Source organism: Myroides guanonis, from assembly GCF_900114085.1.
Taxonomy (GTDB): Bacteria; Bacteroidota; Bacteroidia; order Flavobacteriales; family Flavobacteriaceae; genus Flavobacterium; species Flavobacterium guanonis.
This window is the reverse complement of record NZ_FORU01000001.1, coordinates 124,318-149,574: the sequence shown is the minus strand read 5'-3', so window position 1 is coordinate 149,574 and position 25,257 is coordinate 124,318. Positions and strand designations below refer to the sequence as shown.

Here is a 25,257-nt window from a genome sequence, read left to right as displayed (position 1 = left end):
GCTCGCTATAAATCACATGCGTAAGTCTACTATATTAGAGAAAAAAATAATTATTATGTTACTTCATTTAAATCGCATTTGTATTTACGCTAAAGACATCGCTATTATTACCGGCAAGAGCTATAGACAAGCTTGTAGAATCCACAAAACGATTCGTGATTACCATCATAAAAAATCGGGGCAATATTTAAGTATTAAAGAATTTTGCGATTATACGGGGATACCTCAAGAAGTGATTGAAGAAAAATTAAAATAGATTTTTTTGCTAATCGCTAATTGCTAATCGCTGATCGCTAACTGCGAACTGCTGACCGCTAATTGCTAATCGCTGATCGCTAACTGCTAACTGCTGATCGCTAACTGCTAACTGCTAACTGCTGACCGCTAATTGCTAACTGCTAACTGCTGACCGCTAATTGCTAATCGCTGACTGCTAATCGCTAATCGCTGACTGCTAATCGATAATCGTTAACTGCTAATCGCTGATCGCTAACTGCTAACTGCTAATTGCTAATTGCTAATCGCTGACTGCAAACTGCTAATCGCTGATCGCTAACTGCTAATCGCTGATCGTTAGCTGCTAATCGCTGATTGCTAATTGCTAATTGCTAATCGCTGACTGCAAACTGCTAATCGCTAATCGCAAAAACGCAGGGCCGAGCGTTAAGTTTTAGTCTAGTAGACTAAAATAGAGACGGAGCCAGCAGGCGCATTGGATTAAGAAACAAAAATGCAAAAACGCAAAAATTCACCTAGCATACACTATTTTCATCGGATGTAATTTTTTGTTATTAACATATACTTTACCGAATTGACTTCTACTGTTAAAAAACAATAATTGAGCTATAACCAATGTAATTCCCTCCGTTTGAATAGGACGTGTTTGAAAACTGCGTTCTTCCTGAGTCTGTTTGTTTTTTAAAAGTGTCCATTGAATCGTTTCCACAATGCAACCCGATACATTGCCCTTTGGAATATGAAGCATTATCAAATGTAAATCCACACTCTCACAGTCTTTGGGGTATCTCAAATCGTAAAGAGTTTCTAAACTTGATAAATACACTTTTAAACCAATTTTTAGATCTCCAGAAACGTTTAAATCAGATATGAAATATTTTGAAAAAGGCGAATTAACATTAAACTCAAAACCACTTAATCCCGACAAATTTGCACTAAACAAATCCCCTATCTCTCTCTTTTGATTTTCCTTTGATTTTAAGATTTTATAACACCCTGCTTGTAGTCGAACTGGCATTTTAGAATCATAATTCATTCCTAACCAAGGTTTTAATTTCGTCCTAACAATAGCAGCTTGTTTGCTACAAATCCCAAAGAGATTTGCATTTTCTAATGTGCGCTTTGGTACAATGTCAACTTTTGATCGTTGCTGTACTACTTGTTTTCCATTCATAACTCGAAAAACTAAATTGCCAACTACTCCACGAATTAATCCTCTTGAATCTTGCATTGCCATACTGTTTACCTTTAAAATTAGCCAGCAATATAAAAATCCATTATCTCGGTTGTTAGCCCTCCCCTTTTTTAACACTTCTGGTATCAAATAGTGATACTCCTACATGCCAGCCATTTGACAGGCATCTGACTTCTAGTAAAAATCGCTTACATACCGCTAGCACTTCGAACACATATGGCTGACATTACGCTCGGATGTAGAGGGAGACTAGGGGTTGACAAGAGGGAGCTGTGAATAAAAGAGTACTTAAGTAGAGCTTCTAATTATTCATAATTCATAAAAAATCTTTCACAAAAAAAGGATTTTAACACACCCGCCCCAAGGTCTGCCCCAATTTTTTACAAAAAATTAATTTTAATTAGCTGAATTATTAAAATCATTAAATCATGAATTACGTACAACATTTAAATCAGTTTCTCGCAAAAGTGGAAAAAACTGATAAGGTTCAACCTACACACATTAGCTTATATCTCGCTTTGTTTCAACTCTGGAATCAAAACCGATTTCAAAACCCTGTCACTGCTTCACGATCTGAATTGATGCGAGTTAGTAAAATCAGTTCTTATACCACTTACTACAAATGTATACACGATTTGAGTTCCTTAGATTGGATTGTATATACTCCATCTAACAGCATCTACAGAGGAAGTTGCTTTCATTTAAAACCTTTTAGAACAATACCATTAAATAATACTTCTGCTGATACTGGTGGTGGTACACCTCCTGATACTGGAAGCGGATTGGAGATGGTATCATTTAGTAAAACAGATAAAAACATTTTAAACACTATAAATAATAAACCTAATCAAAATAAAAAAAATTATGAAGAACAATTCTAAAATCAGTTTTGAACAAACCTATGTCATCGATGAAAAAGCAAAAACCTACTATCTACCGCGTTGTTATCAATATTTAGAACAAAAAGGCAAAGAATTGTATGGACCCGCTTTTAAAATTAATAGCGAACAAATATCGTCTATTCAAAAAATTCTCACCTATGCCATTCAAGATGAAAACAGTAGCAATAAACTGGGCATGAGCTTAAAAAAAGGTTTATTTATAAACGGCCCTGAAGGATCTGGAAAATCCGCTATCATGCACTTGCTCAAACCCTTTTTTGGAAAACGTTTTTCATTTGAATCTAAATCTTGTAAAACAATCTCATTTGAATATGCTCGGAAAGGTTTTGAGGCACTCCATCCTTATCTACATCAATCTGGAAAATATACCAGACCAAGAATATACTGCTTTGATGACTTCGGCACAGAGTCTATCCAAAAACACTTTGGAAATGAATGCGATGTAATGAAAGAAATAATGTGCGTTCAATATGAAGAGTTTATCGAAAAGGGCCATATCTCGCATATCGTTTCAGAATTAACACCGAGTGAAATCGAAAAAAAATATGGTACCAAAATGCGTAATCAACTTAGAACCATGTACAATCTTATTAATTTTTAATATAAGTGAATCATTCTCTAAACAATTTTAATAACCTTCAAAATCAAATAATGAAACACGAATCAATTAATTTCCACGAACAACTTTTACAAAAAATTGAAGTGTTCCAAGCAGAATTACCAAATTCAATACACTTGATTAAAAAAACATTTGACATGGTGAAAAAAGAAGTATCAGCCATGAATGAATGGCAAAACAATCACAATTTTATTGATGAGGAAGAAGAAATCCATTTTTTAAAAACTATACGTCCCTCCATAATTTCTCAATTCTTGTATTATCAATCTTTGTATAATTGGGAGTCTAAAGCTCCTTTAACCGATGCCGAACTCGCTGTTTACTACAATGAAAAACACGTAGATGTGAAAACTAAATTAGAAAAACTCAGCTATGTTAAAACCTATATCAAATCAGAAGAAAACAAACTTTTCTCCATCCATAATAAAACCAATGGTCAGACCTGCGTATCGGAATCCGATAGAAAAAATTGGCGTCCATGTTTACAACATTGCATTCCATTAGCTGAATATATGAGTTATGAATTACAACTAGACTATTTGAAAATAAAATATTCTATGTATAAAAAGCCAATCGATTCACATAAAACAAAAATACCTTGGAATAGAAATCTAGTTGACTTTTCTGAAATTCTATTCGGGTTATATCATCTCGGAGTTTTTGGAGATATGTCCCTTAAAGAAATTGCCATTAAATTGGAGTCTATATTTGATGTAGAAATAAGTCAGGATCTCGTTAAAAGATGGCGAGATATAGCTAAAAGAAAACAAGAACCAGCAAGATTCCTTAATGAACTTGCAGAGGTTCTTAAACGGCAAATTTTAAACTCATAACTCTATTCAAAACATCAAATTCCTAAACAAATTAGGCTTGCGTTTCAAACGCAAGTCCTATTTTATAAGAAGCTAAATAGCGAATTTGCTTTTTTGTTAATCGCTAACTGCTAATCGCTAACCGCGAAAATGCAAAAAAACTACAAATTCAATAGGTCCGTACGCTTATTTATACCAAGGGTTTCAAATATAATTTTTAGATGATATTTCACCGTATTTTCCGACACAAACAATTGAGCTCCTATCTCCTTATTGGTTTTTCCTTGCTTTACCAAATCAATAATTTCCAATTGACGCTCTGTTAAATTGTAATTCTTACCATCTATTTTATTCGCATTTACTTCTCCTAATTCAAAAGAAACCTTATCTAACTCGTTTTGAATTTCCTTATTTTTCTCTTGAATAACAATACGCTTTTTCTTACCTGAGTTATAGAGAAAATACAGTATCCCCAACCCCAATAAAGAAATGCTACTGAAAATAATAAAATAGAACTGATTCTTCTTACTCCTACTCTTCTCTACTGATGTTAGTAATTCTTTTTCAACTTGATGTAGCTTACCACTTTTGTTTGTATTGTCGTAAAAAGTGTTTAACTCATTTATTTTATGCTGCGTTCGCAAAGCATTTTCGGTATCTCCTATTCTGCTATAAAAAGTAGAGATATCCATATACATTCCTATAATATATACATCTATATTATATTTCTCTGCGTAATAAAGTCCCTTTTCAAAATTCTCAATAGACTTGTCATATCGATTTAACCTTCTATTTAGGTCTATCTTCTTTCTGTAAATTAAAGGAAGGTGCATCGGATTATCCTTATGTAATATAACAAGTGCTTCGTCTAAATATTTTTCTGCTTCTTCATATTTTTCCGCTTTTGTAGCCATGGACCCTAATACCGATAAATAGAGCGCATGTGTATAAGGAGGTAGAAAATCCAGATTCGTTCCTGAGAGTCTTTTGAGAATCTCTTTTACATTATCAAACTGCTGTTGATCATAGTACAAAAACAATTTCTCTACATCTATACGAACTCTAATTTTTTGCTCATCATGACTCTTTAACCCATATTTCAATGCCAGCTCTAAATTAGCTAGTGCCTCCGTATAATTAAAAATTCTTTTATAAGTTGTATACTTCATAAAATAGGCATTATACAGATCCATCGGTTTTGATTTATCATCTAGTATAATGGTTTCTAATAATCGTATTGATTCCTCATGTTGATTAGAATTATTGAACTCACCTATTTGATCATTCAACGTTTTATATGGATCGACCTGTGCAACGACCCCAGTCGTTATAAAAAAGACAAGAAAATAAATAAACAAGCGAGACAATGAAACCTATTTTTATATTTGAAACTTTACGAAAATTCTTTTATAAAAGAAAAAGTCCGCAAATGTAATTCTTTTAATGTAACACTCAAAATGAGATTTATATCAAATTAACACTTTGTATACTTCCAAACATTTAAAGTTCATGTCAACCTCTTGTATTCAAATCTCTATTTCCAAAATGACCTTATATTGCTTTACACAAATCTAAAGAAACCCCATAAACACCAATCAACTAATACACAAGAAGATAAATACAGCTCACTCTATAGAGTAGTCCGAAAAAACAGTCTCTCACCTTCACAACTACCCCTATACTACCCTCTTGTTTTTCACTTTTTGTTAGAACTATACTGATATTTGCAATCGCAATAAGTACTAAAAAAACAACCTAATAGGTCATTATTACTTTCTATTACTGTTTTAATTATGAAAAATTAATAAAACAAACTTTTGGAGTATTAAAAACAAACAGTGCCAAATTCAATCAAATGCTTCAGTATCTAGCAAACGAAAGCATTTTAGAGAATATATAAAACGTTCATATATATTAAAGCGATAACGGAAAAATTATCGCTATTAACAATCGTGATAAAATAAGAAAAACCAACATAATTATAAATTATGTTATCATCGTTATCAGTGGTCTATTAGTAATGTGTGGCCACTGAAACGTTGATTGTGAAAAATACGCTTCTATATAAGTATATAGAATATCTGAAAACTCTTAAAGGCTATAAGTGTGAGTTTGTTTTTTCGAATTGTTGGAACGTGAATTCTGGATGTAGTTCCATCCTGTCATTGCGTGCTTGACTCGCAATCTAATTACAACGTTCTACTTTATGCAAAACCGTAAAAATGCTAGTCGCTAACCGCTAATCGAAAAATGCCACACGAGCATAGCGAACTGACGAAGTAAACCGTAGAAATGCAGAAAGACAAAAACATAAAATTGTCCATTTCGCGATTTCCAAAGCAAAAATAAAATATCTCAAAAAAAAGTTAAAATATTTATATCTCTATTTCAAAAACATTTCATCATATTTGTAGTATTATTAAAAAGCAATAGTTTTATTTTAAAATCAGCAATAAATTGCAAAATAAACACAAAAAACTAAGATAAAACTAAAAAACACTAAACAACATTATTTAAAAACATATAAAAACATATAAAAACATATAAAATAATTTAAGAATCACACTAATTAGAATCATTATGATGTTTAACTATTATAGTCTAATTACACTATTACCTTTAAGTAATCTAGAGAAAACCACCATTTGCGTATTAATTGTAACCATACTCTCATTCTTATTTAATTTATTGAATTCTATTAATAAGAAAAGAAGGAAATCTAGAATGCAGAGGGACCTCATATACATAACAGAATACAAATGGAATGATTTGATAAATATTTTGACTTTTAAGAATCATATTCATCATTCTGATATTCAAAAAACCTTACAGATAGATTTTAAAAAATTTGATTCCAAATATAAAAATATACTGTACCAGGAGCTTTATAGAATTAAAAACTACTATGACATAAATCCTCACAACTGGAAAACATTAGTTAATATGATCTTCGAAGAAGGAAAAGAAACTTCAATAAAAAAAGTTTCTTACTAAAACCTCTTAACAATAAATTGAAAACAGAAAGTATTATTAAAAATAACCACTAATGACAAAATTATTAAAATCTAACAATCAAGCGTTTAAATAATGTCCACCTAATGTCCACCCCTTAATTTGATAAAAATTAAACTAAAAATGTACATTCGCCACACTATTTAAAACCACATATTGCGAATAAGATTTTCGCTTCATTGTGAAAAATTACGAAACATGAATATAACTATTGCAAATAATCTGAATATAACAACCAAATGAACTATTTCCTTTTCCTATCAATATTATCCCCACTTAGTGGTCTTGAAAAATTAACTCTGTGTGCTATACTAGTAATTACCACAATCTTATTGTTAGATCTTGTGAGAAGGAATGTAAAGAAAAACAGAGACTCTAAAATGCTTAAAAACTTCTTATTCGTAAAGAATAACAAGTGGAATGATGTCGTTGATTTACTTACAAGTCCAAACAACATTGGAGCTTCAGATATACATAATAAACTGCAAATAGATATTTCGAAATTTGATTCTAGACACAGAGAACTTTTATACTATGAATTGACAAAAGTGAATCAAAACGAGAATGTCAACTCATTGAATTTAAAAATGTTCGTAAATACATTGTATAACAAGATCCCTAACCAAGAGTAATAACGTTCACAAACAATTTAAAATGATTCTACCGTTATTTAAGTATAACTGAGTCATTTCAAAATTAGAATAATTTCTTTTTTTAAGTGATGAAGCGAATAGCGAATGTTGATGGAAGAAACGAAAGTACTGGTTCGTTTATTCTGGAGTTTGCTGTTCTGCCGATTCGTTTTTCACCTTACTAACACTGGGTAATACCAAGACAAGGTAATGACAGAATCCACTTAAACTTGACAACCATTATGCCCCATTATTATTTACAGCTATATCTAAACACAGTATTTTTTTTAGAAAATGACTATTTATTTTTAATCTCGATATCCTCTTTATTAGCACTTATAGGATATCTAATTTTTAAAATAAATGAGAAGAAAAAATATTCAAGGATGATTAGCGATTATTTGCTGATAAAATTTGCTAAACGCACACAGCTTATAGGACTAATGACTGCGGAGAATGGTATAGTGGTTTCGGATATTAAAAATTCGCTTTGTATAGATATCACAAAGTTTGATTCGGAATATAGAGATATTCTTTATCAGGATTTTTTAAAAATAAAAAAAGAGTATGACGTTAACCCAAGAAATTGGGATTTGTTTATTAAACTTCTTTACCTCAACTCAAAAAATAAGATTTAATAAAATATTTTCAATAACCTAGCTTTAGTTGTTATTGAAAAAAAGAGAAACACTTTGTGGCTAAAAGTGTGGTTTTGTTTTGTTGAAAGAACTGGATGGACAATCCAGTTCTTTTACTTTTTGGCTTTTCGTGTTTTCGCTAGTAGTGAAGATACTATAGCCACTAACAACACAAGCGTAGATAACTGTAAAAGTAATAACCCGAAAGCAAAAGATAATTATCCTTTTAAACGGCTCCTATAACATACATATTTTCCATTGTAGGAGATTCACTTCCACCCTCTTTTTCTAATGTAATAGCAAAATTCTGTGCTCTTTCTATAATTGAAAGCGGTGTTACGCTATCTGAATTTTCAGTATATAACCCTGCACTTATTGGTTTACCATCCACTATAGCCCAAAGCTGATATTGCATTCCTTTTGAGACTTTAGGTAAATTCTCTGCATTTAAATAAACTTCTTTTGTCTTTTCGTTCCAAAAAACCATAGCCTTTGACCCAGTGTGTTCTGCTACTCCATTTAAAGTAATTGCTTTGATGTCGGGATTGGAAAGCATGTCCCATTTTTCTTCCGCTTTTTGTAAAGCCACACTCTGCAATTTCATGTTTATTTGTAACTTTTCAATTTCGTTCTCCTTCTTATTTTGTTTTTTCATCCAAAAAACATTTCCTCCAAAACTCACTAAAAATAAAAACGAAGCTGCTATTGTATAATTCTTCCAATTATTTGATAAAAAAGTATTTAATGTAGATTCCTCAATTATATTATCATCTAAATCTGTCGTTTCTGATTTCCCTTTTTCATTTAAAACTAGGTTTTCAGAATTTACTCCTTCATTTATCTTGTCCCAAATCTTAGCTTTCAATTCTGTTGGAGGTGTTATTGCTTGTGCAGTTGCTAACTTTTCAAAAATTAGTTGTGATTCCTCAAAAGCTTTTTTCACTTCCGCATTGTTCTTCATAACGCACTCAAGTATCCCTGCCTCTTCCTGAGAAGCAAGACCAAGAATATAAGATTCTATGATTCCTGACGATATGTATTCTTTAGTATTCAATTTATTTATATTCTTTTAATAAATCCTCTAATTTTAATAAAGCATTTCTAATTTTTGTTTTCACCGTTCCTAAAGGTAATTCTAATTTTTCTGAAATTTCTATGTGTGTATATCCCTCATAGTAAGCAAGTTTTATAAGCTCTAACTTATCTGTTTCTAATCCTTCCAATAATTTACTGAACCCAATATAATCAGTAGTATTCGAAACGGAAAACACCTTGGAGTTATATACGAAATCTGGAACAGTCTGATTTTTTAATTCATTCTGAAAACCTTTTGACTTAAGATAGTCGATGGCTGTATTTCTAGCAATATTGATAATCCAAGTATAAAACCTGCCTTTGCTAGCATCATATTGAGAAATAGAATTCCAAATTTTCACAAAGACATCCTGAATTATTTCTTCAGTATACTCTTTTGACAAAACAATACGCAAAACAACACCATATAATGCACTAGAATAGTGATCATATAGATAATTAAATGCCACCTCGTTCTTTTCTTTTAATAAAACGATAAGCTCTTCTTCTGAATATATTGTTTTAATAGGACTTAGATATTTTTATAACAAAACAAAAATAATCAATTATTAGTTTCAAAATGAAATCCATTAAAACTTTTATTTCGTAAATGATTTTATGTTAAATACTAAATTTTATATATCATGAGACTTTTTTATAAAATACTCTGGGGTTTAATTCTAATAATAAGTTCATGCAATACTATTGCACAATCTCAAAATTTCAAAACTAAAAATCCTTATTATTCTCGAATTGACACTAAGATTCTTGATGTTCCAAATTCGGAATGGAAGAAAATATTGAATAGAGAGCTTTATCAGGTGGCAAGGCAAGCTGCCACAGAAACTGCATTCGTAGGTAAATATTATGAATTTGATGAAAAGGGCACCTATTACTGCGCCGTTTGTGGAAATCCACTCTTTTTATCTACTGCCAAGTTTGAAACCACTTGTGGTTGGCCTTCTTTTTATAAGCCATTGAGAAAAAACAGCGTTACCTACAAGGAAGATAATTCCTATAATATGATACGTATCGAAGTACTTTGTGGAAGATGCAATTCTCATCTAGGCCATATTTTTGATGATGGTCCAGAACCTACTGGAAAAAGATTTTGTATGAATTCCATCTCTTTAGACTTTGAACCTCTTCAAAACAAAACATGACATAATCTCACTAATAGTAACCACCAATCATCTAATCATAATAAAAATAGCACAATCTGTATAGACAACCCATTTAATGAGTTAATAAATATTTTAAAATTAAGTTAACAAAACAAATCCAAAAACAGATCCTTCTCGTAAATAAGAATTGTAACTAACCTTTTAATCAATTAAAAAATTAAACTAATGAGAAAAAATCTAAAAATCGTTGCATTTACAATGATGTCATTAACATTAGCATGCAGCGCAGATGCAGTAGCACAAAAAATGAAAGAAAAAACAGTTATGGTAGGTGGTGCAGCAATGTATCCTTCTAAAAACATCATAGAGAATGCTGTTAATTCAAAAGACCACACAACACTAGTTGCAGCCGTAAAAGCAGCAGGATTAGTGGAAACCTTACAAAGCAAAGGTCCTTTTACCGTTTTTGCACCAACAGACCAAGCTTTTGCAAAATTGCCAAAAGGGACTGTTGAATCACTTGTTAAACCTGAGAACAAAAAAATGCTTACCAAAATTCTAACGTATCACGTTATTCCTGGAAAATATAGTTCAAAGCAATTATGGGAGGCTGTTAGAGCAGGAAATGGTACTGCAAAAATGAAAACAGTGGAAGGTGAAGACCTTGTTTTTTGGATTGAAGGAAAAGATTTATTTGTAAAAGATATAAAAGGTAATAGCTCAAAGATAACCATTGCAGACGTTAACCAGTCCAATGGTGTAATACATGTAGTTGACAATGTATTAATGCCATAACAGTGCTATCATAAAAACCTAAAACAAACTATTATGAAAAATTCAATTATTAATGTGTCCAACGATCGCGCAAGCTTGGATACAAGCAGACGAAATTTCCTAAAAATCAGTGGTGCGGGATTGGCACTAATTGGTCTAACATTAGTTGGTTGTGAGGATGACGATACAACAATCATAGACAATAAAGTATTTGATCTTGGTTCCGGTGATGTTGGAATTCTGAATTATGCGTATGCTTTAGAACAACTAGAAGCTGACTTTTACACTAAAGTGGTAAATAATTTTTATTCTGGAATTTCTAGTAAAGAAAAAGAACTCTTCACTGATTTGTATCACCATGAAGTAATTCATAGAGATTTCTTTAAAGCAGCGATAAGCGGAGCTACATCTTCAATCCTCCCTACTCTAGAGTTTCATTATCCAAATGTAGATTTCAATAATAGAAATTCTGTTCTAGCAACCGCAAAAGCATTAGAAGATACTGGTGTGGCTGCTTATAATGGAGCTGGAAAATACATTACTAATCCAGATTATTTAGTAATTGCTGGAAAAATAGTTTCTGTTGAAGCAAGACATGCTTCTGCGATAAGAGATTTAATTAATCCAGGCTCGGGAGATTTTTCTGGTGATGATGTAATCGATGCAAACGGTTTAGATCTAGCCAAAGAGCCAAAAGATATTGTTATGGTAGCTTCTGGTTTTATAAAAACACCTTTTACCTGGAAAGAACAGGGAATTCAATAATTATTCATTTTTAAATCTATTATTATGAACATTCTTAAATTATTAGATAAGCTTTCCAATGATAAATTTTTCAGCACAGAAGCTTCAAGATTAGATGCGATAAAAAACATGGCAAATTTCAGCTCAAATGTTGCCATAGCAGCAGTTCCTCTGGGATTTGGTGCTTTAATATCTTCTTCTGCTAAAGCAGAAAATAGCTCTGATCTCAAAATTACATCAACTACATTATTTGATGATAAACTGATAGAGGCCTTACAACTCGCTTTAACATTAGAGTATTTGGAAGATGAATATTATAGAATTGGATTGGATACTTCAGGATTAATCTCATCCTCTGATAGAACTGTTTTCATGCAAATATCAAAACATGAAACTGCCCATGTTGCGTTTTTAAAATCGGCCTTAAATTCTTTAGGGGAAACACCTGTTCCTAAACCAACTTTTGATTTTACAGTGAGTGGAAATTTTAGCCCGTTTACTGATTACAATCAATTTCTTGTTCTTGCACAAGCATTTGAGGATACTGGTGTAAGAGCTTATAAAGGACAAGCTGGAAACGTTATGGGGAATAAACAAATTTTACAGGCTGCTCTTCAAATTCATTCTGTTGAAGCTAGACATGCATCTCAAGTGAGAAGAATGCGAGCTAATAAAGGTTGGATAGAATTAAATCATGGTGGAAATATGCCTGAAGCTACTTATCCCGTTTATGCAGGAGAAGAGAATGTAAATCAAGCCGGTTTTAATACAGCTACTGCTTTTGGTCCTGAAGCTGGGTCTGCGGCTTATGATGAAATTCTAAGTGGAAGCGATGCCGCAACTATTGCTGGCTTATTTATTGTTTAATTTATCAAAAAGGGAGATATCTAAACAAGATTCTCCCTTTTTAATATACTTTATTGCAGACTACTTCATTAAAATAGTATCTAAAAATATCTCTTATCATTTTTGCAGTTTCATGATTGGCTAAATCGTGATAAGCGATTGATCTGTTATTATTTAATATTTGCTGCGCCTATTGAATACACTTCGAATCCAATTTGTTCTAATTGCTTTCTGTCTAAAATATTACGTCCATCGAAAACAAAAGCTGGTTTTTGCATTTTGTTATAAATTCTCTGCCAGTCATAGGTTTTGAACTCATCCCATTCTGTTAAGACAGCAATACCATGTGCATTTTCTAATGCGGTATACGGGTCTTGGTGAACGGTTAAATGCTTTCGGTTTGCTTCACTGCTACGCGTATTTAGATAGTCTAAATCTGTTAGCATTTGTTGTTCCGTTACTTTAGGGTCAAACACGTGTATCTGGGCTTCTTCTTCCATTAAATCATTTGCTACATAAATAGCCGCAGATTCTCTGGTATCATTGGTATCTTTTTTAAACGCCCATCCCAAAAACGCAATCTTTTTATCGTTAACCGTGTTAAACAAAGTGGTTACGATACGCTCTGCAAAACGACGCTTTTGAAAGTCATTCATTATAATCACCTGCTCCCAATAATCCGCAACTTCATCTAGACCGTAGGTTTTAGCAATATAAACCAAATTAAAAATGTCTTTTTGGAAACAAGAACCTCCAAATCCTACAGAAGCTTTTAGAAATTTAGAACCGATACGGCTATCCATACCAATAGCTTTCGCTACTTCATTTACATCTGCTCCAGAAGCTTCACAAAGCTCCGAAATAGCATTGATGGATGATACGCGCTGTGCTAAGAATGCATTAGCTGTAAGCTTAGAAAGTTCAGACGACCATACATTCGTGCGTAAGATACGCTCTTGAGGAACCCAAGCGCCGTAAACTGATGCTAACGCTTCTATAGCTTCTCTTCCCGTATCGCTTTCTTCTCCTCCTATCAAAACTCTATCTGGGTTCATCAAATCTTGTATAGCCGTACCTTCTGCTAAAAACTCAGGGTTCGACAAAATTTGATAACTAACTCCATTACCCGTTTGATCTAGAATTCGTTTTATTGCTTGAGCTGTACGCACCGGTAGCGTTGATTTCTCAACTACTATTTTATCCGTTTTTGCCACACGCGCAATTTGTCTTGCGCATAGCTCTATATATTTTAAGTCAGCTGCCATTCCCTTGCCCTTTCCATAAGTTTTAGTCGGGGTATTAACCGATATAAATATCATATCAGCTTCGTCTATGGCTTTGTCTACATTGGTGTCGAAAAACAGATTGCGTCCTCTTGCTTCTGCTACCACAGTATCTAAGCCAGGTTCGTAGATAGGCAATTTGGATAAATCAGCGTTATTCCAAGCCGCTATTCGCTCCTCATTAATATCGACTACTGTTACTTGTATTTGTGGATTTTTTTGAGCTATAACTGCCATAGTAGGTCCACCTACATAGCCAGCTCCAATGCAACATATTTTTTTAATTTGCGTCATGAGCAAATGCTTTTTATTTTGAGATTTCGAAAGTAAGCTTTATTAAGAGAAATAGCGAACAATGACTAAAAATTATACCTTCATTAGGATATGATTTTTAAATGTATTCTTATCTCCTATTATTGCAAATACTTCAAACTTATTTTAAACTTTTGATCTTACCAGTATTCTCTTTATTCGCGACTTCTTTGCGGAGTGAACTGCTTGAAAAACGATGATCGCGACGGTTGTAATAAAGCTCTATACCTTTACCTTCACAATAAGCTCTACCCGTAAAGTTCTTGTCTTTATATTCATCACCTATGATTCGTACGTCAATTTTAAATGAACGTAGTATGTCTTCTAAATCTTGCTCCGTAGCATAAGGAACAATCTCATCCACGAACTTACAGCCTTTTAATTGTATATAACGTTCAACAACTGTTTGAGTTGGGTGATTTTTATCTGGTCTATCAATTGTCGGGTCTGTTTGCAATCCCACGATTAAATAATCGCACTGACGCTTAGCCTCTTCTAACATTTTTATATGTCCTGCGTGCAATAAATCAAATGCACTAAAAGTAATTCCTATTTTCATTTTTGTTAATTCGTTAATTTGGTTATTCGCTAATTTGGTTATTCGCTAATTCGTATATATAGCTATAATCGCATCCTATTTTAGCCTCTTATTAAAAGGATTACAAAACTATTATTTAACGCTGGTCTCCATCATTAACGATTTTATATTGCTTCGTCTAACTTATTTTTTAATGAATTCAATTGATTTGTTATTTTCTCCAACATCTCTCGCAACTTTGTATATTGATCTTCTTCTAGAAAATCTAATTCCCTTGCTAAAATCAGATAGTTTAAAACTTCTATTGCAGAACTAAACCCTATATTAATAAAACGAGATTTATCTTTATTAGTGTTTCTTGACATTCCTTCAGCAATATTAACACCGATTCCAACCGCTGCTCTGCGAATTTGAGACACTAATCCAAACTTCTCTTCATTTGGAAAGTCGGCAGTTGCAGTATATCTCTCTATTGCAAAGGACTTTGAATGCTTCCAAACATCTAATTTTTCAAAATAAAAAACTCTCATCAATATAATTATAAGTTATTTTTATTCACAAATATACGAATTCACAAATCAACAGATTTACAAATAAACAAAATCACATTCCCTCATAAACAATCAACCCAACTTCCAAATGTTCAACTTGGGTAGTTAGATAAACCTTTCTATCTAAAAGTTCACTTGCTTTCTGGCTTAGTTGATCCATGTAGTCTGTATTTAGATTTTTTCCAACTACTACAACTTCAATTGGTCCTGCGGATTTACCCTCTGCGTAATTACCTGTTATAGCGATTTGCTCTACAGCTCCCATACGGCTTACGACCTTTTCAACGATCTCGTCTAATCCAACGTATTTTCTAACAATATCTTGTAATGAACCAAAAAGAGGATGGTGTATATTGGCTTTATATCTCACCCGATTTTGTACTTGTTCTTTTTCCAAATAACCTGCTTCAGACAAATTATTTAGCTCTTTACGTATGGCATTGGTCGATTCGTTGAACTCTGTGGCTAAACCCCTTAAATGCCCTTGATTACCTGCATGAATGAAGAATTTCACGAGTAATTTTAAACGGGTTTTAGAGGTAATTATAGAATCTAACATCTCTTTGTGGCTGTGTTTGTGTTTTGTATAACAAAAGTACTCGTTTTATTTAATTCAGCAAACTTATTTAGAATGCTGGGATGTGGTAATATTTGACCCTGTATTTCTGCGGTTTCGTGTTTCACCAAATCATCGAATTCACGCATTCACGAATCAACAAATCATCGCATTCACAAATCAACAGATCCCCTTACCTACCTCCCAAACTTAAACCACTCATTCAATGGATGTTTTTTTCCTGTGAGCCAATTTGATACCATTTCCATTCCTGTAACCGAAAATGTGATTCCATTACCCCCAAAACCAAGAACAAAATAGCTATTCTTAAAATCTTTATGACTACCGATATAGGGTAAACCATCCTTTGTTTCACCAAATGTTCCTGCCCAAGCAAAGTCTAAATAAAAAGGAATATTGGGTATTAACTTTTCAAATGTTTTCTGCAACTTCTTCTCTTTTTGACCTATTAGCTCATCTCGCTTTTCAGGATTTCTAAATTCTTCATCTTCTCCACCTATCAAAAACCTTCCATCATCCGTTGTACGGATATAAATATAAGGGTCGGCTGTGTTCCAAATCAGAATATCATTAAACTCTTTGCTAAGTGTTGGGTTTACTTCTGACACAATTGCATAAGTACTTATAAGATCAACAAATTTCTCTTTAATCATAGTAGTACTTTCGTATCCAACACAATACACAATTTTATTAGCTTTGATTTTTGACCCTATACTTGTAGTAACCTCAGAAGATCTACTCGTATTAGTAACCTCAACTAATTCTGTTCTATCAAACACTTTTAATCCTCTTCTTACATTGAATTCTAGTATCTCATGCACCATCATAAATGCATCCACACTTGCTCCTTGTTTAGATAAAATACCTCCTTGAGTATTCTTTAGCTGAAACTTCTTTTCAATCTCGTCTGCCTCCATCCATTTCACCTCAAAGCCCGCTTTTTTTCTTGCTTCGAATTCTTCTTTCAACTGGCTTACATCCTTTTTAAGTGCTGCAAAGTAGAGAGATTCCTTTTTCTTAAAACCTGCTTTTGATTTTATTTGCTTACAAATATCTTGCAACTGATCAATCGATTTAGAACAAGCTTTATAGCTCGCTATTGCCCCCTTTTCTCCAATCATATCTATGAGTTTGTATAAAGGTGTATCGATTTCATATTGCAACATAGATGTAGTAGCAGAAGAACTTCCATTAGCTATCTCTCGTTTATCGATTAGAACAGTATTAAATCCATCTTCCATACATTGGTGTGCAATAAGACTACCTGTTATACCTCCACCCACAACAAGCACATCACAATTGATGTGTTCCCTAAGAGAAGGATAGCTATTGATAATACCATTTTTAACCAACCAGAATGGTTCATTTGATTTTAAATCCATAAGAGCATTTATTAATAGTAAATTGAGCAATTTGCTCATCTATTGGAACTAATTGAGCAATTTGCTCATTAAACATTTAATTCTCCTTTTCGTCTACTCATGGACATAGCATGTACATAAGGACTTTGCTTGGGATAGGTACATAACATACCAACATCAATTTTATCGACTAGTTGTTGAAGCTTTGCAATTGCTTCATTATTATGTGGTTTCTCTTTAGTCATAACTTTTTGTTTATATATTAAATATACCAAACAATTAAGTTAAACAACTGAAATTCAATATTAAATTTTGGATTCGAGCGGTTTTGCATTTTTGAGATTATCAGACAGAATGTCAATAAACAGTCTTGTGGACTGTTTTAATGAATAGACCAACAGGTACGGGTGGCGCTTAGCGATTCGAGAATAGCGAATAAACAAATTTACGCATCAACAAATCCACGAATAAACAAATTCACTCATCAACAAATCAACAAATTAAAGTTTCAACACTTGCGCTCTACAATAAATAATACTATTTTAGCACTCACATGAAAAAAATTACACCAAATATTTCTATGAACTACAGGCGACTTCTCTTCGTATTCGCCTCTGCTCTTTTGGTGTTACTTACATCGTGTCCAATTAAAAGCAATTTAAAGACGTTAATAGATATTCCTTTAAATTCAGATGTTGGTTTACTTCAAGGTAGTAAAGTATCTTCCTTAACCCCATCAGAGGTATGTGCTCAAATTGGAGATATAGATATTCATTCTTCCCAAAAAACTTCTTTGGACATTAATGATATTCTCCCTGCTCTTTTTGCAACTATTACGTTATTATTTCTTTTTAATTTTGGCGGTTTAAGTAGAAACACCAGGCATCCACTTTATACAAATAGTGGAAAAATCAGGTATTCAATTCCTCTTTTCTTGGAATACCGAAAACTTCTTATTCATCAAGGTTCTATCCTTTAATCTATTTAGTCATTTCTGACCTATAGATACAATTCCCCCCCTATTTTAAATTAAAAACGTAGGTCTCCTTTGCGACCTCTAAATTGTATTATAATATGATTAAACATATTATGGCAACTGCATTGCTGTGGCTTGCCCTAGTTGAGACTTGTTCTATATATGCTCAACAACAAACAGAAAAACACACATTGGGTAATCTATGGCCCAAGGTTGAAGATAATTATCCAGGTATTCGTTCAAAAATGGCTGCAATCGATGCTTCAAAACTCAATGAAAAAGCTGTAAAAAGTGCTAGGTTACCACAGATAAAAGCACAGCTACAAAACACCTATGGTTCATATGAAGGGAGCTCAGGAGCCTTCTTCTCTCAACCGGGTATGTTTAACGTAAATGGTTCAACATTTGCCCTAGAAGGAAGTTCTGCGGCAACTAATAGCTTTGGATCAGCCACTATTGAATTGGAGTTGTTTTCCTTTGGAAAACTCCATAAACAAAACGAAGCTGCCGAGATGCTTTACAACAAAGCAATCAGTGAAAAAGACGCTTATCTTCTAAATTTAAAGAAAATACTTTCAACGCGATATATTGCCCTTTTGTATAATGAAACCAAGTTAAATTGGACTGAAAAGAATGTAGAGCGTCTTGATCTTATACGCAAAATAACTAGTGGGCTTTCTGCTTCAGGTTTGCGACCTGCCGCGGATAGTTTACTTGCTTCATCCTCTTATATGCAGGTGTTAGGTGATTTCGACAAATGGGAGGGTTTTAAAAACGCTTCGATTATCAAGTTGTTGGAATTGTACGGTGAGGAAATATTTGATTACACATCCTCTATCGATCGATTTAACAATCCTCCAATCTATAATTTGTATCAAAGAGACACTGTAAGTTTATTACATCCCATTCTAGAATCATTAGACAATCAATCTGAATATTACTCTCTAAGTGGTAAAGTACTTAAAAGGGAGTCATTACCGTCTATAAATTTAATGGGAGGTTATGCCTACAGGGGAACGGGGATTAACCCAGACGGAACTGTTTCAAACGCGTGGAAAGATGGTTTTGGCAACACAACTAATAATTATCTTGTCGGAATCGGAATCACTTGGAACATTACGAATCTGCGTACCAACAACTTAAAAGGAGAAGCACTTATTAAAGAGGCAGAAAGTGCAAAGCTCTTACACACTCAATACAAACAAGCTATGCAAGCTGATTTATCAGCATCACAGGCTAAGATTCTGCACCAATACGAACAACTTCAAAAAGCAAATCAAGCAGTAAATCAGGCACAAAATGCTTATGAGATGTATTTGGCACGTTACAAAAGTGGTTTAATCACTTTAAGCGAACTATTGCAAATACAACTATTACTGGAACAAGCGGAAAGTAGTCATATTGAAGCTTCTCTTGATTATTGGACGTTGCTTGCTTACGAAGCAGAACTAACTGCAGATTTCGATTTTTTGTTTAACAATCTTTAATAACAGCTATGAATCTAATAAGATTTGCGTTAAGAAAACCAATTGCGATTATGGTTTTAGTACTCGCTATTGTTTTCTTTTCCTATAATACCGTAAAAAAAATAAATGTAGATATATTTCCAGAAGTGGAATTACCTGCAATGTACATAGCCATGCCTTATGGAGGACTATCTCCTGCTTATATGGATGGGTTTATGGCAAACGAATTTCAAAAAGTACTTTTATTCGTTAGTGGCGTAAAAAACATTGACTTTAAAAGTGTTCAAGGTTTAACATTGATGAAATTAACCTTTTATCCTGGAACTAACATGGCACAAGCTGCCGGAGAGGTCTCAACTTCAGTTTCCAGGGCAATGGGGTTTCTTCCTTCAGGTTCCGTACCGCCAATGGTAGTTCGATTTGATGGTAGTTCGCTACCAATAGGTCAACTGGTATTTGAAAGTGACCAGCGTTCGGTTAATGAGTTGCAAACACTTGCCATTACTAGAGTTAGACCCATGTTTGTGGAAATACCCGGCATTACTTCTCCTGCTCCATTTGGTGGTAATATACGCTCAATTGTAGTGAATATTGACCCAGAGGCAATGCAGGCAAACGGATTGAGTCCTGAGGAAATAACCATTGCTATTACTAAAAGCAGTCTTCCCTCTCCCGCTGGAAATATTCGAATAGGAGATGAAAATCTAATGGCTCCTCTTAATTCCATGGTAAAAGGACCTGATGAATTATTAAAAACTCCTATTAAAACAAATGACAACAGAACAATTTATGTAGGTGATGTAGCAAGAGTGGAAGATGGAGCTGATCAAACAGTTGGATATGCCCTTATTAATGGGAAGAGATCTGTGTATTTACCAATAATTAAAAAAGCAGATGCCTCTACCTTAGACGCTGTAGAAAATTTAAAGGCTTCCATCCCATTGATAAAAAGTCAGTTGCCAGAAGATGTAAAAGTTAGTTATGAATTTGACCAGTCGACCTATATAGAAAGTTCCTTATCAAACCTTATTCATGAAGGTATTCTAGGTGCTATTTTTACTGGATTGGTTATATTTTTATTTCTTGGAGATACTCGTGGGGCTATAATTGTAGTATTTACTATACCTATCGCTCTTTTATCAGCCGTTACTGTTCTATATCTTTTTGGTCAGACCATCAATATAATGACCTTGAGTGGTCTTGCCTTGTCTATTGGAATTTTGGTCGATGAAGCCACAGTGACAATAGAAAATATACATCAGCACATGGAATTGAAAAAACCCAAACAACGCGCAATTATAGATGCTTTAATTGAGATTTCAATTCCAAAATTGCTTATTTTATTGTGTATTCTGGCTGTTCTTACTCCTGCTTTTATTATGTCAGGAATTCCAAAAGATATGTTTATGCCTTTATCTATGGCAGTTGCGTTTGCCATGATAGCTTCCTTTTTAGCTTCACAAACTTTTGTTCCAATATTGGCAAACTGGATGATGAAAGAAAAACACAATGAGAAAATAAACACTCCTAGGAAAAGAGCATTCTTTGAGAAATTCAGAGTAAACTACTCGTTTAAAATGCGTAAATGGTCTACAAAAGCGTTACCTCTTTTTGCTGTATACTTACTTGTTGCAGGAATGATATCTGCAATCCTATTGACTGTTGTGGGTACAGATGTAATGCCTGTTTCTAATAACGGAGATTTTCAACTGCGCATACAAGCACCACAAGGAAGCAGAATTGAGAAAACAGAACAATTCGTTAGAAACATTACTGAAGATATTAAAGCAGCTCTTCCCGAGAATGGTCTAAATATCACCTCTGCATTTGTGGGAACTCACCCAGCAGGTTCTCCTATTAATCCTATTTTTCTCTTTACGAGTTCATCACACGAAGCTGTTTTACAGGTTTCTGTTAACCAAGAAGTATTTAAAGGGTCAATAGAAGATTTTAAGGAAGAAATTCGAAACACAATTAGCAAAAACTATCCAGAAATCGTGTTCAATTTTGAACCCATGGAACTTACAGAAAAGATTATGAGTCAAGGTGCAATGACTCCTATCGAAGTTAAAGTGAGTGCTAATCAGATAAAAAGCGCATTTGAACATGCCTCTAAAATAGAAGAAAAGCTTAAAGAGGTTCCCTTCTTACGCGATGTTCGCATTGCGGAATCAATTGCATATCCGAACTTAGAAATCGAAGTCGATCGCGATTTAGCAGGTCAATTCGGGTTAACTATGCAAGACATTAGTCGAAGCCTTGTAACGGCAACATCTTCTACTCGATTTACGGATAAAAATTTGTGGATTGATCCAAAGTCTGGATTGGTTTTTCAAGTGCAAGTTCAGATTCCAGAACAACTTATGCAATCAGAAGAAAAATTGCGTTCACTTCCATTGAAAAAAGGGAGTATGCGTCCTGTTTTAGAGGATGTAGCAAGCATACGCAGAGTTTTAGCACCTGCACAAGTAAACCGCAAAGGTCCTAACCGATATGTAACCGTAGTTGCGAATGTATATGGTAAAGATTTAGGTACAGCATCTAGAGCTGTTAAACAAGCTATTGAGGAAGTTGGAGAAGCACCTCGTGGAACTACCGTATGGACAGAAGGTACTCTACAGTTATTAGATGACACTTTAGAAAGTCTTTTAACGGGACTAGGTGTGGCCATTATCGTAATATTTTTAATGCTGGCTGCTTATTATCAATCTTTTAAAGTTCCTCTTGTAATTCTATCTGTATTACCAGCTGTTATTGCGGGAAGTTTATCCTTGCTGTTCTTAACTGGAAGTACTCTTAACCTCCAATCGTATATGGGGATTATAATGTCACTTGGAGTATCTGTATCCAACGCTGTGTTGTTGGTAAATCAGGCCGAATATTATCGCAAACAATTAGCACTTAAACCTGCCAATGCCGCACGATTGGCAGCTTCATCCCGATTGAGACCAGTGTTGATGACCGCTGCTGCTATGTTTGCAGGAATGTTACCCATGGCAATAGGTTTAGGAGATGGTGCGGAACAAATAGCTCCATTGGGAAGAGCTGTTATTGGTGGTTTAATCGCATCCACTGTAACTATCTTACTCTTAGTTCCCCATTTCTTTTCTTCACTAATGTCTAGGTCGACAATCATTAGCCCGTCGTTAGATCCAGATGATAAGGATAGTAAATATTACGCGGAACAATCTGAAAAACAAACGATATAACAAACACTAAAATGAGAATCACAATGTATAAAAGCATTCTAATAAATAAAAAATCAACTATAGCATTGGCTGTAGTATGTTCACTAATGTTGGCTTTCACTTCTTGTTCTAAGAAAGAAAAGGAGATAGTTGCACAACAAAAAGAAGAGACAAAAACAACAAATCAATATCCTACAGCTTCCATACAGTTCATCAATCCGGAATACAGCATATCAATTCCAGCGGAATTGAAACCTTATGAACAAGTAGCAATCTATGCAAAAGTCAATGGATTTGTAAAACAGCTATTCGTCGATAGAGGCGACCATGTTCGAAAAGGACAACTACTAGCTATATTAGAAGCTCCAGAAATGGAACAACAGTATTTATCTAGCAAATCCTCTGAGCAAAAAATTTACAGTGATTACCTATATTCAAAACAAGCCTATGATAGACTTCTAGAAGCTTCTAAAACCAATGGAGCCGTAGCAGACATTGAGCTTGAAAGAGCAAAAAGCGTGATGGAAAGCGCGAAATCTGCACATGACGCATCCAAAGCAGGAACGGCACATTCATCACAACTTCAACAATATTTGCGAATTACTGCCCCTTTTGATGGTGTTATTACTCAAAAAAATGTTTCTGTAGGTGCTTTAGCTGGAACTGGTTCTAATACCCCTTTACTAATGATGGCACAAGGAGCAAAACTAAGACTAACGGTTTCTCTTCCAGAAAAACACGCTTCCTCAGTGAGTAAGACTTTACCAGCGACATTTACCGTAAGCTCTCAACCGAATAAAACATATAATGCAACGCTTTCTCGTACCTCAGGTTTACTTAATAAAGACGACCGTTCTTTAACTCTAGAGTTCGATGTTGACAATCTATCAGCGGAGTTACAAGGTGGAGATTACGCACAAGTGAATCTCAAATTGCAGCGCAAGGCTCCTTCTTATTGGGTCGACAGTAAAAGTATTTTGCGAACACAATCTGGCATTTTTGTCTTGACATTAAAAAATGATGAAATAAAACGTATTAAAGTAAATGAAGGAATACGAATGGAATCATTAACTGAAGTATTTGGGGATTTTTCTTCAGAAGACAATGTACTATTAAAACCATCAGAAGAAATCAAAGAAGGTCCAATTAATCTATAAATATCCGAATATGACAATTAATTTAAATAAGAGAATTATGATTACACACTTTATATTGATTTTGGGAAGTCTTATTTTCACGGCTTGTAACGATAACAAACAAAATCAACAATCTACGCAATCAGAAATACTAGAAAGTACAGCACCCCGCATAAAAAAAGACAATAACAATTTGGCTTTTAAAGATAAAAACGGGAAAACTATAACTCTGAATTCTCTAAAGGGAAAAGTAGTATTTATAAATTTCTGGGCTACATGGTGTCCGCCTTGTATACATGAAATGCCTTCTATAAATGAGCTAAAGAAGACTTTTCAAGATAATGATAAAATAGAGTTTCTTTTAGTAGATGTCGATAACAAAATAGAAAAGTCGAATGCTTTTATGGAAAAGAAAAATTACGATTTACCAGTATATGTTCCTACAAGTGCTATTCCTTCTGAATATCTAGGAAATTCAATTCCAACAACAGTTATACTTGACAAAAATGGCAAAATAGTTACTCGAATAGAAGGTGGTAGAGACTATTCTAGTCCAGATATAATCAAACTACTGAACGATTTGACAGAAAGTAAATAACTGAAAATTCAAAAATTGTTTTATATATCGATTAGGGCTTGAAACTTCTTGGTTCAAGATAAGTTTGGAGGAGTTTTAAAATTCTATTCGAAACACTTCTTTATCAACAAGTTCAAATAGAAAAAAGGCTGTTTCATTTAAAATGAAACAGCCTTTTTAATTATTATATATACTAATAGCTTTTTCTAGCTATTTCAAAAATTATGCAATAGGTTTATTAGTACTAATAGCAATTCTATTCCACGCATTAATAGTTGCCACCGCCATAATTATTTGAGCAATATATTGACCATCAAATAACTTTTCAGCCATTTCATAAGTTTCATCACTCAAACCATTCTTACTTATCAGTGTCACCTCTTCTGTTATAGCCAAAACAACTCTTTCTTCTTCAGTAAACAATTCTGTTTCTCTCCAAGCGTTTAACAAAAATAATCTTTGAGGAGTTTCTCCTTGCTTGAGCGCATCTGTTGTATGCATATTGATGCAAAAAGCACAACCATTTATTTGAGAAGCTCGTATTTTAATTAGCTCAAGATGTGTTTTCGAAAGTTCAGAATTATGTAAATATGATTCCAGAATAAACATAGCTTGATAAGCTTTAGGTTCCATTTTTTCAATATCGATTCGTTTTTTCATTTTACTTTATTTTTTAGTTTACT

At 33.6% G+C, this 25,257-nt stretch carries 26 protein-coding genes; 15 read left to right on the top strand and 11 right to left on the bottom strand.

Features of this window, described 5'->3' with window-relative positions:
• Positions 1-16: 16 nt before the first annotated feature.
• Positions 17-256 (top strand): hypothetical protein, encoded by a 240-nt coding sequence (locus BM024_RS00715; protein WP_245753838.1) that lies wholly within the window; start codon positions 17-19, stop codon positions 254-256.
• A 492-nt stretch (positions 257-748) separates the two neighbouring features.
• On the opposite strand, the gene BM024_RS00710 is transcribed toward BM024_RS00715, so the two are convergent.
• A complete protein-coding gene (locus tag BM024_RS00710) occupies positions 749-1,474 on the bottom strand; it encodes a hypothetical protein (protein WP_090677536.1) in 726 nt (241 codons plus the stop codon).
• A gap of 386 nt (positions 1,475-1,860) precedes the next feature.
• Between BM024_RS00710 and BM024_RS00705 the strand changes: the two genes are divergently transcribed.
• The 3 genes from BM024_RS00705 to BM024_RS00695 are packed head-to-tail and all read left to right on the top strand — an operon-like array spanning position 1,861 to position 3,786.
• Positions 1,861-2,313 carry a hypothetical protein gene (locus BM024_RS00705; protein WP_090677535.1) on the top strand — a complete coding sequence of 151 codons (453 nt, stop codon included), beginning with the start codon at positions 1,861-1,863 and terminating at the stop codon, positions 2,311-2,313.
• On the top strand, positions 2,297-2,935 hold the full coding sequence (locus tag BM024_RS00700; RefSeq protein ID WP_090677534.1) for a hypothetical protein: 639 nt from the start codon (positions 2,297-2,299) through the stop codon (positions 2,933-2,935). Before BM024_RS00705 ends, BM024_RS00700 begins: the two co-directional genes overlap by 17 nt.
• A 50-nt stretch (positions 2,936-2,985) precedes the next feature.
• Positions 2,986-3,786 carry an RteC domain-containing protein gene (locus BM024_RS00695; protein ID WP_090677533.1) on the top strand — a complete coding sequence of 267 codons (801 nt, stop codon included), beginning with the start codon at positions 2,986-2,988 and terminating at the stop codon, positions 3,784-3,786.
• 140 nt (positions 3,787-3,926) lie between these two features.
• On the opposite strand, the gene BM024_RS00690 is transcribed toward BM024_RS00695, so the two are convergent.
• Positions 3,927-5,054 carry a helix-turn-helix domain-containing protein gene (locus tag BM024_RS00690; protein ID WP_143077691.1) on the bottom strand — a complete coding sequence of 376 codons (1,128 nt, stop codon included), beginning with the start codon at positions 5,052-5,054 and terminating at the stop codon, positions 3,927-3,929.
• A 1,962-nt stretch (positions 5,055-7,016) separates the two neighbouring features.
• On the opposite strand from BM024_RS00690, the gene BM024_RS00680 reads away from it, so the two are divergent.
• Together BM024_RS00680 and BM024_RS13780 are read left to right on the top strand one after the other, a co-directional pair.
• Complete coding sequence (locus tag BM024_RS00680) at positions 7,017-7,409, top strand: hypothetical protein (RefSeq protein ID WP_090677530.1); 393 nt, start codon at positions 7,017-7,019, stop codon at positions 7,407-7,409.
• Positions 7,410-7,639: 230 nt separating this feature from the next.
• On the top strand, positions 7,640-8,047 hold the full coding sequence (locus tag BM024_RS13780) for a hypothetical protein (RefSeq protein WP_143077690.1): 408 nt from the start codon (positions 7,640-7,642) through the stop codon (positions 8,045-8,047).
• A gap of 226 nt (positions 8,048-8,273) precedes the next feature.
• Here BM024_RS13780 and BM024_RS00670 read toward each other — a convergent pair whose 3' ends face one another.
• A complete protein-coding gene (locus BM024_RS00670) occupies positions 8,274-9,101 on the bottom strand; it encodes an anti-sigma factor (RefSeq protein ID WP_090677528.1) in 828 nt (275 codons plus the stop codon).
• A gap of 1 nt (position 9,102) precedes the next feature.
• Positions 9,103-9,591, bottom strand: a complete 489-nt coding sequence (locus BM024_RS00665; RefSeq protein ID WP_218148697.1) for an RNA polymerase sigma factor — start codon at positions 9,589-9,591, stop codon at positions 9,103-9,105.
• A 174-nt stretch (positions 9,592-9,765) separates the two neighbouring features.
• Between BM024_RS00665 and msrB the strand changes: the two genes are divergently transcribed.
• The 4 genes from msrB (at position 9,766) to BM024_RS00645 (ending at position 12,630) form a co-directional block, all read left to right on the top strand.
• Positions 9,766-10,284 (top strand): peptide-methionine (R)-S-oxide reductase MsrB, encoded by a 519-nt coding sequence (msrB, locus tag BM024_RS00660; RefSeq protein ID WP_090677526.1) that lies wholly within the window; start codon positions 9,766-9,768, stop codon positions 10,282-10,284.
• A 186-nt stretch (positions 10,285-10,470) separates the two neighbouring features.
• Positions 10,471-11,040, top strand: a complete 570-nt coding sequence (locus BM024_RS00655; protein ID WP_090677525.1) for a fasciclin domain-containing protein — start codon at positions 10,471-10,473, stop codon at positions 11,038-11,040.
• 33 nt (positions 11,041-11,073) lie between these two features.
• Entirely contained in the window at positions 11,074-11,784 is a 711-nt protein-coding gene (locus BM024_RS00650; protein ID WP_090677524.1) for a ferritin-like domain-containing protein, read from the top strand.
• 24 nt (positions 11,785-11,808) lie between these two features.
• Positions 11,809-12,630 (top strand): ferritin-like domain-containing protein, encoded by an 822-nt coding sequence (locus BM024_RS00645; protein WP_090677523.1) that lies wholly within the window; start codon positions 11,809-11,811, stop codon positions 12,628-12,630.
• A gap of 149 nt (positions 12,631-12,779) precedes the next feature.
• Here BM024_RS00645 and BM024_RS00640 read toward each other — a convergent pair whose 3' ends face one another.
• From BM024_RS00640 to BM024_RS13665, 6 genes are all read right to left on the bottom strand, one after another.
• Entirely contained in the window at positions 12,780-14,186 is a 1,407-nt protein-coding gene (locus BM024_RS00640) for a UDP-glucose 6-dehydrogenase (protein WP_090677522.1), read from the bottom strand.
• A gap of 139 nt (positions 14,187-14,325) precedes the next feature.
• The gene (locus tag BM024_RS00635) at positions 14,326-14,763 is read right to left on the bottom strand and encodes an adenylyltransferase/cytidyltransferase family protein (protein WP_090677521.1); all 438 of its coding nucleotides are present in this window, start codon (positions 14,761-14,763) and stop codon (positions 14,326-14,328) included.
• A 143-nt stretch (positions 14,764-14,906) separates the two neighbouring features.
• Complete coding sequence (locus BM024_RS00630) at positions 14,907-15,272, bottom strand: four helix bundle protein (protein WP_090677520.1); 366 nt, start codon at positions 15,270-15,272, stop codon at positions 14,907-14,909.
• Between the two features lie 73 nt (positions 15,273-15,345).
• A complete protein-coding gene (locus tag BM024_RS00625) occupies positions 15,346-15,852 on the bottom strand; it encodes a helix-turn-helix domain-containing protein (RefSeq protein WP_090677519.1) in 507 nt (168 codons plus the stop codon).
• Positions 15,853-16,046: 194 nt separating this feature from the next.
• Positions 16,047-17,252: an NAD(P)/FAD-dependent oxidoreductase gene (locus BM024_RS00620; RefSeq protein ID WP_090677518.1), complete on the bottom strand. Its 1,206-nt coding sequence runs from the start codon at positions 17,250-17,252 to the stop codon at positions 16,047-16,049.
• Between the two features lie 68 nt (positions 17,253-17,320).
• A complete protein-coding gene (locus tag BM024_RS13665) occupies positions 17,321-17,476 on the bottom strand; it encodes a hypothetical protein (protein WP_177190132.1) in 156 nt (51 codons plus the stop codon).
• 308 nt (positions 17,477-17,784) lie between these two features.
• Between BM024_RS13665 and BM024_RS00615 the strand changes: the two genes are divergently transcribed.
• From BM024_RS00615 to BM024_RS00595, 5 genes are all read left to right on the top strand, one after another.
• Positions 17,785-18,210: a hypothetical protein gene (locus tag BM024_RS00615; RefSeq protein WP_090677517.1), complete on the top strand. Its 426-nt coding sequence runs from the start codon at positions 17,785-17,787 to the stop codon at positions 18,208-18,210.
• 95 nt (positions 18,211-18,305) lie between these two features.
• Positions 18,306-19,694, top strand: a complete 1,389-nt coding sequence (locus BM024_RS00610; RefSeq protein ID WP_090677516.1) for a TolC family protein — start codon at positions 18,306-18,308, stop codon at positions 19,692-19,694.
• Positions 19,695-19,702: 8 nt separating this feature from the next.
• Positions 19,703-22,882 carry an efflux RND transporter permease subunit gene (locus tag BM024_RS00605; protein WP_090677515.1) on the top strand — a complete coding sequence of 1,060 codons (3,180 nt, stop codon included), beginning with the start codon at positions 19,703-19,705 and terminating at the stop codon, positions 22,880-22,882.
• Positions 22,883-22,893: 11 nt separating this feature from the next.
• Positions 22,894-24,018, top strand: coding sequence for an efflux RND transporter periplasmic adaptor subunit (locus tag BM024_RS00600; RefSeq protein ID WP_245753837.1), 1,125 nt, complete (start codon positions 22,894-22,896; stop codon positions 24,016-24,018).
• Between the two features lie 10 nt (positions 24,019-24,028).
• Complete coding sequence (locus tag BM024_RS00595; protein WP_090677514.1) at positions 24,029-24,595, top strand: TlpA family protein disulfide reductase; 567 nt, start codon at positions 24,029-24,031, stop codon at positions 24,593-24,595.
• 201 nt (positions 24,596-24,796) lie between these two features.
• Here the strand turns inward: BM024_RS00595 and BM024_RS00590 are convergent, their stop codons facing one another.
• Positions 24,797-25,234, bottom strand: coding sequence for a carboxymuconolactone decarboxylase family protein (locus BM024_RS00590; RefSeq protein ID WP_090677513.1), 438 nt, complete (start codon positions 25,232-25,234; stop codon positions 24,797-24,799).
• Positions 25,235-25,257 lie beyond the last annotated feature (23 nt).